The 9,139-nt window shown below is 72.2% G+C and carries 10 protein-coding genes; 6 read left to right on the top strand and 4 right to left on the bottom strand.

The features are described from left to right. Window positions 1-47: 47 nt before the first annotated feature. The 3 genes from tatA to ABEE00_RS29335 form a co-directional block, all read right to left on the bottom strand. Window positions 48-323: a Sec-independent protein translocase subunit TatA gene (gene tatA / locus ABEE00_RS29325; protein ID WP_345748747.1), complete on the bottom strand. Its 276-nt coding sequence runs from the start codon at window positions 321-323 to the stop codon at window positions 48-50. Between the two features lie 28 nt (window positions 324-351). Beyond that, window positions 352-933: a TerD family protein gene (locus tag ABEE00_RS29330; protein ID WP_345748748.1), complete on the bottom strand. Its 582-nt coding sequence runs from the start codon at window positions 931-933 to the stop codon at window positions 352-354. 121 nt (window positions 934-1,054) lie between these two features. After that, window positions 1,055-2,104: a sporulation protein gene (locus ABEE00_RS29335; RefSeq protein ID WP_345748749.1), complete on the bottom strand. Its 1,050-nt coding sequence runs from the start codon at window positions 2,102-2,104 to the stop codon at window positions 1,055-1,057. A 496-nt stretch (window positions 2,105-2,600) separates the two neighbouring features. On the opposite strand from ABEE00_RS29335, the gene ABEE00_RS29340 reads away from it, so the two are divergent. The 5 genes from ABEE00_RS29340 to ABEE00_RS29360 all read left to right on the top strand — a co-directional run bounded on the left by ABEE00_RS29340 (window position 2,601) and on the right by ABEE00_RS29360 (window position 7,074). After that, a complete protein-coding gene (locus ABEE00_RS29340; RefSeq protein ID WP_345748750.1) occupies window positions 2,601-4,475 on the top strand; it encodes a CASTOR/POLLUX-related putative ion channel in 1,875 nt (624 codons plus the stop codon). A 162-nt stretch (window positions 4,476-4,637) separates the two neighbouring features. Further along, window positions 4,638-5,294 (top strand): restriction endonuclease, encoded by a 657-nt coding sequence (locus tag ABEE00_RS29345; RefSeq protein ID WP_345748751.1) that lies wholly within the window; start codon window positions 4,638-4,640, stop codon window positions 5,292-5,294. A gap of 24 nt (window positions 5,295-5,318) precedes the next feature. Further along, on the top strand, window positions 5,319-5,471 hold the full coding sequence (locus tag ABEE00_RS29350) for a hypothetical protein (protein WP_345748752.1): 153 nt from the start codon (window positions 5,319-5,321) through the stop codon (window positions 5,469-5,471). A gap of 81 nt (window positions 5,472-5,552) precedes the next feature. Further along, window positions 5,553-6,422: an alpha/beta fold hydrolase gene (locus tag ABEE00_RS29355; RefSeq protein WP_345748753.1), complete on the top strand. Its 870-nt coding sequence runs from the start codon at window positions 5,553-5,555 to the stop codon at window positions 6,420-6,422. Between the two features lie 64 nt (window positions 6,423-6,486). After that, the gene (locus tag ABEE00_RS29360) at window positions 6,487-7,074 is read left to right on the top strand and encodes an O-methyltransferase (protein WP_345748754.1); all 588 of its coding nucleotides are present in this window, start codon (window positions 6,487-6,489) and stop codon (window positions 7,072-7,074) included. Window positions 7,075-7,096: 22 nt separating this feature from the next. On the opposite strand, the gene cqsA is transcribed toward ABEE00_RS29360, so the two are convergent. Next, on the bottom strand, window positions 7,097-8,287 hold the full coding sequence (gene cqsA / locus ABEE00_RS29365; RefSeq protein WP_345748755.1) for an alpha-hydroxyketone-type quorum-sensing autoinducer synthase: 1,191 nt from the start codon (window positions 8,285-8,287) through the stop codon (window positions 7,097-7,099). A gap of 142 nt (window positions 8,288-8,429) precedes the next feature. Between cqsA and ABEE00_RS29370 the strand changes: the two genes are divergently transcribed. Continuing rightward, window positions 8,430-8,987, top strand: a complete 558-nt coding sequence (locus tag ABEE00_RS29370) for an EF-hand domain-containing protein (protein WP_345748756.1) — start codon at window positions 8,430-8,432, stop codon at window positions 8,985-8,987. Window positions 8,988-9,139 lie beyond the last annotated feature (152 nt).

Consider the following 9,139-nt stretch of genomic DNA (forward strand, 5'->3'; position numbering starts at 1 on the left):
TACGAGGGGTGTCTGCGGCCGCCGGTGCCGTGTGCGCGGAGGGCGCCTCAGGCGCGGGGCGGTTCCTGCGAGCCCCGCGCGTCCTGCGTGTTCTGCTCGCCCTGCTTGTCCTGCGCGGTCTGCGGGCCCTGCGGGTGCGGGGCGTCGGTGACGGTGTACGTCGGGGTGCCGACCTCCGTGCCGTCCTGCTTCATGGCCTTGGTCTCGCTCTTGAGGATGCGCGCCGACCTGCCCGCCGAGCGCGCCAGTTCGGGGAGCTTCTTCGCGCCCACGACCAGGATCACCACGATGAGGATGATCACGATCTCGGAGATGCCGAACATGTGCGGTTCCCTTTCTGCGGGCCGGCGCTCAGAGGTGGTCGACGATGGTGGGCATCAGGTCCTGGAAGGTGCGCCCCGCCGTCGGCGCGCCGAGCGCGGCCATGGCCCAGCCCGAGTCCTCCCGGCGGACCTTGGCCATGATCTGCGCGGTGTGCGGGCCGCCGCCGGTCAGCGTATAGCGCGCCAGCTCCTGCCCGTTCGTCTCGTCCACCAGCCGACAGAACGCGTTCTCCACCTGCTCGAAGGTCTGCCCCGAGAAGGAGTTCACGGTGAAGACGATCTGGTCGACGTGCTGGGGCACGGCGTGCAGGTCCACCAGGATGGATTCGTCGTCGCCGCCCTCTCCCGCGCCGCCGGTGAGGTTGTCGCCGGTGTGCCGTACGGAGCCGTCGTCGCTGGTCAGGTGCTGGAAGAAGACCACATCCACCGGCTCCTCGCCGGCGAAGAGCACGGCCGAGGCGTCCAGGTCGATCTCGCGCGCCGTCAGCCGCGCCAGGAGCCCCTTGCGGCGCGCCTGCCGCCAGCCCAGCCCCATGCGCACGGAGGTGAGCTCGCCTCCGCTCTCCTTGGCCAGGCTGATCTGCTGGCCCTTGGACAGGTTCACACTCATCTGCTGCTGACTCCCAGAGCTGGATTGCGGGGTGGGGTGCGGCGTACCGCATCCGCGAGCGTAAAGAAATCTACAAGTCTGTAGAAACTAACAGGTTCCCGCCGTACGGGGAGCCGCGCGCTCAGCCCTCTTCCTCTTCCCCGTCCTCTTCCTCGTCGGAGTCGCCGAGCTCGTCGATCAGCTCGGAGGCGACGAAGCCTCCCGCGGCCCCGACGGCCAGGCCCGCTGCCCCGGCGGCCACCGCCTTGCCCGTCCCGGACTTCGAGGAGCCGTCCCCGTGGTGGCCGTGCGCGTCGCCGTGCTCCTTGTGCGCGTACGAGTCCCCGTGCCGTTCCCCGTACGCCTCTCCGTACGGGCCCTGGTGGTGGCCGAAGTGGCCCGGGCCGCCGCGGTGTTCGACCAGCTCGCGCACCCAGCCGTCGACCACCTCGTTCCAGTCGGTGCGCGCCGCGTCCTCGTGGGTGACCGTGAAGCGGTGCACGGCGTCGTGGCCCCCGGTGAAGAAGCCGCCGCGCTTGTCCGCCTCCAGCACGACCTCCATGCCGCGCGGGTGGGGGAGGAAGGTCACCTCGATCTCGTTGACCGCGTCGGCGTACCGGGGCGGCGGGCTCAGCTCGATCTCCTGGTAGAAGGGGAGCTCCTGCCCGGTGCCGCCGATGTGCCCCAACTCCAGGTCGGCCGAGGCGAATCCGTACTCCAGCCGCCCGAACGCCTCCAGCACCGCCTCCTGGACCGGCAGCGGGGCGACGGCCAGCGCGTCCAGGTCGCCCTTGTCCTTCGCGCCCGCCACCTCCAGCTCGGTGCGCACGCCGAGGACCACGCCCAGGGGCTGCCCGTGCAGTTCGGTGAGCGGGGTCTGCCAGGGGAGGGTGAGCGTGAAGGGGACCTCGTGCTCCTCGCCCTCGTCCAGCCGGAAGCCGCCGCCGACGACGTGGCGGTCGAAGCCCACCGTGCCCTCGTGCTCCTCGCCGTGCTCCCCGCCGTGGCCCTCGGCCTCGACGCGGGCGACCAGTTCGAGGGTGATCCGCTCGATGTCGACGGCGCTCTTCCCGCCCTGGAGGCGCACCGTGCCGGTGAGGGTGCCGCCCGGGGTGGCCGCGCCGTCCTGGAGCACGGTGTCCACCGACGGGCCGCCGACTCCCAGTGCGCCGAGCAGCTTCTTGAACACCATCGTGGCGTCCACTCCTTCTTTCGTTCCCGGTCCTGCCGTTCCCTGTCGGGTCCCCGCGGCCCATTCTGGTCAAGGAATTGCCAAGTCCAAGGCGTGAGCAGCCGTTTTCAGTCGCCGTGCCGGTGCGGCGCCGCGGTGCCCGCCGGGTGTGCGGCGCCCTTGCCGGCGGTGCGCCCTTCGGTACGGGAGGCGCGCGGAAGCTCCCTCCGCGCCCGGTCCACGCGCCGGGGATACGGCTTGATTTCTACAGTTCTGTAGATGTCGTGGACGGGTGGGGGAGATCGTCTGTGGGGTCATCGCGGCTCTCCAACGCACCTGTTCCGTAAGCCCGTTGGGGTACGGGGCTCGCGAGCGCCGGCGTCTCCGTCTGCGCGGTGGCCCTCCGGGGAACGATTTGAATATTGCGCAACTCAATGACCAACATGTGGCCGCGGAAGCGCCGCGCGGCGGCGGAGCGCGCGGCCCGGCGCGCGGCGGAAGAGGAAAGGTTCTCCACGTGCGTGTGAAGCTGCGGGACCGGCTGCGGTACTGGTTCGACGGCACCATGGACCGGGGCGCTCCGGCCCTGATCGGCTGGCTGGGGCTGGCCTCGGTGGGGCTGGTCGGCGTCGTCTCGACGCTCGTCGCCGTGTTCGCGCACGGGGACTCCGACGAGCACGGCGGCTGGCCGGGCGTGGCCTGGATGAGCCTGCTGCGCACCCTCGACCCCGGCACCATGGGCGACGACAGCGGGCATCCGCTGTTCCTGATCCTGATGCTCGTGGTGACCATCGGCGGGATCTTCATCGTCAGCGCGCTCATCGGCGTGCTGACCACGGGACTCGAAGCCCGCATCCAGGAACTCCGCAAGGGCAAGGGCCGCCTGGTCGAGCGCGGGCACACCATCGTGCTCGGCTGGTCGGAGCAGGTGTTCACGGTCATCGCGGAGCTGGCCGAGGCCAACCTGAGCGAGCGGCGCTCCTGCGTCGTCATCCTCGCCGACCGCGACAAGGTCGACATGGAGGACGAGATCCGCCGCCGGATCCCGGACACCGGGCGCACCCGGGTGATCTGCCGCTCCGGCAGCCCGCTGCGCCGCGAGGACGTGGAGCTGGTCAGCCCCGACACCGCCAAGTCGCTCATGGTCCTGCCGCCCGCCGGCGACGAGGGCGACATAGACGTGATGAAGGTCCTGCTGCTGCTCAACAGCCGGGTGTGGCGCGGCAGTTCGCGGCCCTATGTGGCGGCGGCCGTGCAGAGCTCGACCAACCTCACCGCGGCCCGGCTGGCCGCCGGCGACACCGCGCTCGTGGTGGACGCCGACGACATCGCCGTACGCCTGATCGCGCAGTCGCACCGGCAGGCGGGCCTTTCCGCGGTCTTCGACGAGCTGCTGAGCTTCTACGGCAACGAGTTCTACCCCTGGCGCGAGCCCGCGCTGACCGGCGCCACCTACGGGGAGGCGCTGGGCCACTTCGAGCTCGGCATCCCCGTCGGGCTGCACCGCGCGGACGGGACGATCAAGGTCAACCCGCCGATGGACGCCGTCATCGGGGAGGGCGACCGGCTGCTGATGATCGCCGAGGACGACCTGCTGATCCGCGCGGCCGCCGAGCGGACCCCGGTCGTGCGCTCCGCCGTCGCCGCGCCGGCGCCCCGGCACTCCACCCCCGACCACACCCTGGTCATCGGCTGGAACGCCCGCGCCGCGAAGCTCATCCTGCTGCTCGACCGGCTCGTGGAACCGGGCTCCGTGGTCGACGTCGCCGCCCCGCTGCGCCCCAAGGAGGACCTCCAGGGGAAGCTGGAGAACATCACCCTCGGCTACCGGCAGTGCGAGCCGACCGTGCGGCCTTCGCTGGACTCCGTGGGTCTGGACGGATACCGGCACATCGTGGTGCTCGCCGACGACGGGATCGACCCGGCGCGCGCCGACGACCGCACGCTGGTGACCCTGCTGCACCTGCGCGACATCGAACTCAGGCTGGACGCGCCGTACTCGATCGTCACGGAGATGAACGACGACAGCAATCGCGAGGTCGCGCAGGTCACCGAGGCCGACGACTTCATCGTCAGCACCAAGGTGATCAGCCTCCTGCTGACCCAGCTCACCGAGAACCGGCACCTGTACGCGGTCTTCGCCGACCTCTTCGACCCCGAGGGCTCGGAGATCTACCTCAAGCCCGCGTACGACTACGTGGTGCCCGGCGAGGAGGCGAACTTCGCGACCGTCATCGAGGCGGCCAGGCAGCGCGGCGAGACCGCCATCGGCTACCGCGTCGCCCGGCAGAGCGACGCGCCGCCCCGCTACGGCGTCTTCCTCAACCCGCCGAAGGCCGAGCCCCTCGCGCTGGAGGAGGCGGACACCGTGGTGGTGCTCGCGGAGAGCTGAGAGCACAGGCTCTGGGACCCCGCGGGCGCCGGATCAGGGCGTACGCGACGTGGGGTGATCGGGCCGGCCGCGCTTCGGGGCGTACGGGCGGTGCCCCGCGCTTCGCGGCGTACGCGCGATCCGCCGCGCGTGTCGTCGCCCGGACCGACTTCCCTCGCGCGCATGGTGCTCCGCGTGCGCGGCAAGGACGATGGGGCCATGGCGGCGCGCCCCGCTCGACGGTCACCGAGCCGGCCTCAGGACACCGGCGGCCCGCACGCCGCCTTCTTCGTCTTCTGGGGTCTTCTCGGGCTGGGCGCCTGGGAGGCGCAGGAGCCGGGCCTCGCCGTCGGCCTGTGGGTCCTCGCGGTCGCCTGGGTCGCCATCGCGCTCACCCTCGGCGCGCGGATACGGAGCCACCGCCTGGCGGTCCTGGAGGCGCGGTCCCGGGAGGCCGCCCGCTATGCGGCCATGACGGCGGGGGAGTTCGAGGAGGCCGTCGCGTTCCTGTGCGCGCGCGACGGCTGCCGGGACGTGCGCGTCAACGGCGGCGCCTGCGACCTGGGCGCCGACGTGCTGGCCGAGGCGCCCGACGGGCGGCGGATGGCCGTCCAGTGCAAGCGTTACGGGCCCGACACCAAGGTCGGCTCGCCCGCGCTCCAGCGCTTCGGCGGCACCTGCTGCTCCGTGCACGCCGCGCGGCTCGCCGTGGTGGTCACGACGAGCGCGTTCACCAAGCCCGCGACGGAGTACGCGCGGCAGCACGGCATCGTGCGGGTCGACGGCCACGCGCTGGCGGCGTGGGCGAGCGGTACGGGGCCGCCGCCCTGGCGCCGTTGAAATCCGTTGAACGAGTGTCCAGTCGTGATCGCGGCAACTGGGATACTGCGCCTGCAACTGTCGGCCGACATCGACGTCATCCGGAACGGCCTGTGGCTGACGGCCCTCCTCGGCCTGGACAAGTCCTCGATCCGCCGCAGCATCGCCCGCTGCGAGGAAATCTCCTTCGCCGACTGATTGTTGGGCCTTACGGGCCGGCAATCGGAGCCGTACGGGACCGGGTCGGAGTTGCGGGAGTTCGCCTACAGTGAGGCGCCTATGACTGTTCTGCGCGCTCATGACCACGGCGGCGACGGCCCCCCGCTGGTACTCCTGCACGGATACTCCCGCTCCCTCACCGACTGGGACACGGCGGCCGGGCTGCTCACGCCCTCCCACCGCGTCCTCGCCCTCGACCTCCCCGGACACGGCGGCTCTCCCTCCGTCCCACGCTGGACCGTTCCCGCCGTGCTGGCCTGCATCGACGAGACGCTCGACGCGCACGGCGTGCCGGAGGCCGTCGTGGTGGGCCACTCGCTCGGCGGGCTGCTCGCGGTCGAGTACGCGAGGAGCGACCCGCAGCGCGGGGGCCGACCCCGTGTCCGCGGCGCCGTGAACCTCGACGGCTTCTGGTGGGGGAGCGCCCGCCCCGGCGCCGAGCAGGTGGGCGAGGCGCTGCTGGCCTCGGCGGGAGCCGTCGCGCCGCCCGCGTACCTCACGGAACAGGTCGCCGACGCCGTACGGTTCGGGATTCCCGCCGAGCGCGCGGAGACCGCGGCGCGCGCCGCCGCCCGCGCGCTGCCCGACGGCACCTGGCAGACCCTGCCGGAGCGCGCGGCCGCGCTGGAGATCGTCGACGAACTGCACCGGCTGGGCGCGCCCGGCGTCGCCGGGTGGCTGGCGGGCGTGGAGCGCCCGCTGCTGGTCGTGCAGGCCGGGCGGCGGCCGCCGTCGGTGCAGGGGATGGAGTGGTTCGAGGACTTCACCGACCGGTTCGCGCGGGAGGTCGCCGACGAGCTGGCGGTGGTCGCCCGCACCCGCCCGACGGTGGAGACCGAGCGCATCGACGCGACCCACCCCATGATCATGGAGGCGCCCGAGGCGGTCGCGAAGCTGGTCACGGAGTTCGTACGGGGGCTGCCCGGCTGATTCGTACGGGGACTGCCCGGCTGAACGGCGGCGCCGGGGCGGCATGCGACGACGGGGGAAGCTGATGGATCATCAACTGGCGCGCGTACTGGACGAGCTGCACCGCCAGGGGCGTGCGCACGACGCGCCCCTGGCCGACCGGCTGCTGCGGCTGCGCAACATGACGCCGGAGGCCGCCCGGCTGATCGCCCTGCTGATCCGCGTGCAGCGCAGCGCGGCGGTGCTGGAGATCGGCACGTCGAACGGCTACTCCGCGATCTGGTTCGCCGACGCGGTTCGCGACACCGGAGGGCGGCTGACCACGGTCGAGACCGACGGTGCCCGGGTGGAGGAGGCCCGGCGGAATCTGCGCAGCGCCGGGGTCGCCGGCCACGCGGAGGTGCGGCACGCCGACGGCGGCGAGGTGCTGGCCCGCGCCTCCGACGCCTCGGTCGATCTCGTGGTGCTGGACGCCGAGCGGCCCGCGTACGCGGACTACTGGCCGCACCTGCGGCGGGTGCTCGCCCCGCACGGCGTGCTGGCCGTCGACAACGCGGTCAGCCACGGCGCACAGCTCGCCGCCTTCCGTGAACTGCTCGACGGGGCACCGGAGTTCGCGGTCGCGCTCCACGAGGTGGGGGACGGGGTGCTGACGGGGGTGCGGGTGGGCTGAGCGGTGCGCGCTCGGGCGCTGTTCAACACCGCAGGGCTCGGGGGCGGTTGGCCAGTTCCCGTGCCGCTTCGCCGCATGCCGACACGATCGTGTCCGCCTCCGCGTCGGTGAGCGCGGCGTTGAGGGACAGCCGCACCATGGAGCGCTTCGGTGCCGTGGCCGGTGCGCAGAAGACCGCGCCGAAGACGCCGCGCCGCTCCAGCGCGTCGCGCAGCTTCATGACCTCGCGCTCCTCGCCCGCCTCCAGGCCGATGATCTGGCTCAGCGAACCGCGCAGATCCAGGCCGTGGTGCAGCAGCCCCTCCCGTACGCGGGAGGAGACCGCGTGCAGCCGCTCGCGGCGCCACCGGTCCCGGCGGACCACCTCCAGCGCGGCGGCGATTCCCGCCACGTCGTGCGGGAGCAGGGTGGAGCTGAAAACCGCCGGATGGGAGGAGAGTTTGTAATAGCGTGCGAAATCGGGTTCGCACGCGGCGAGGAAACCCGCCCTTCCGGCGAATGCCTTGGAAAGGCTCGCGGTGAGGAAATGCACCTGCCCGCCGAGCCCGAGTTCCGCCACCATTCCCGCGCCGCGCGGCCCGTGTGTGCCCAGCGAGTGGGATTCGTCGACCACCAGGAGGCACCCGGTGGAGGACGCGACAGCGGCGATCTCGGCGAGCGGGCACAGGCTGCCGTCGGTGCTGTAGACCGAGTCGACCAGGATCACCCCGCGGCCGTGCGCGGCGACGGCGCGTGCCAGCCGCTCGGGGTCGTTGTGCCGGAACGGGTGCACGGGAGCGCCGGCCGAACGGGCCCCGGACCACAGGGACATGTGCGCGAGCATGTCGACGTACACGGGCGTCTCCGGTCCCGCGACCGTCTCCAGCAGGCCGGTGTTGGCAGCCCAGCCCGACTGGCACAGCACGCCGCCCGGATAGCCGAGGTGCCTGGCCAGCCGCCGTTCGAGCACGACCTGCGGGTCGCCGTCGTCCAGCAGCACGCCGGACATGAGGGTGGCGTTGCCCCGGGAGGTGAGGGCGCGCGCCATGGCCCCGGTGATCGCGGGGTGGCCGGCCAGCGCCAGGTAGTCGTTGCTCGACACGCGTACGGCACCCGGACCCGGAGTCGCGCCCTCGAAGAGCCACCGGCCGCCCCAGGCCTCCCGGACCCGCGCCGAGTGGAAATGGTCCATGCGTTCCCGGAAACCGGCCGGGATGCGAAGGGGCTCGTACATGCTTTCCTTCCGTCAACGCCTCGGGAATTCCGCCACCCGCGGGGCGGATGAAATGCGGGCGGTATCGGTGCCAGCATTTTGCTTCCGATTCGCGGCAACGCGTCGGATCGGCCGGATAATTCGACCTTCGAGGTGGGAGAACATGAGCGCAGTTGACGGAGTCCTGGACCGCAAGCTCAATCGCGTCTACACGATGCTCGACACCGACAAGGACGGCGGGCTCGTCGAGAGCGACGTGATGGGGCTCGCGGACCATCTGGGCGCCGCCTTCGCCCTGCCCGCCGACTCGCCCAAGATCCAGCGGCTGAGGGCGGCCCTGGAGGAGCTCTGGAAGACGGACGTGAGCGCCATGGACGAGGACGGCAACGGGGTGGTGGACCGGCAGGAGTTCATCGCCGGCATGCGCCGCTCGGCGGCCGCCGACGAGGAGGGCTATCTCGGGCGGCTGAGCGCGATGGTGGGGGCGTGGATGGGCGTCTGCGACGCCGACGACAACGGCCTCATCGACCAGCAGGAGTTCATCACGATGTACAACCGGACGCTCGGCGCCCACCCCGACGACCTCGCGGTCGCCTTCTCCAAGCTGGACCTGAACGGCGACGGCACCCTGGACAGCGAGGAGATCCACCGCGCGACCCAGGAGTTCTACACGAGCGAGGACCCGCAGGCGCCGGGCAACTGGCTCTTCGGACCGCTGTGAGATGGCGCCGGGGGCCTCAACGTGTCGTTGACCGGCCCGCGTTGAGGGTGTGAGCAGCACGCGGCCGCGCCCCCGGGCCCCGCGGTCGGGCCCCGGGCGCGGCCCGTAGGAGCCGGCGGGGCGCACCCCCCAAACACCCCGGTGGGGGCCGC

Source organism: Streptomyces odontomachicola, assembly GCF_039605595.1.
GTDB lineage: Bacteria > Actinomycetota > Actinomycetes > Streptomycetales > Streptomycetaceae > Streptomyces.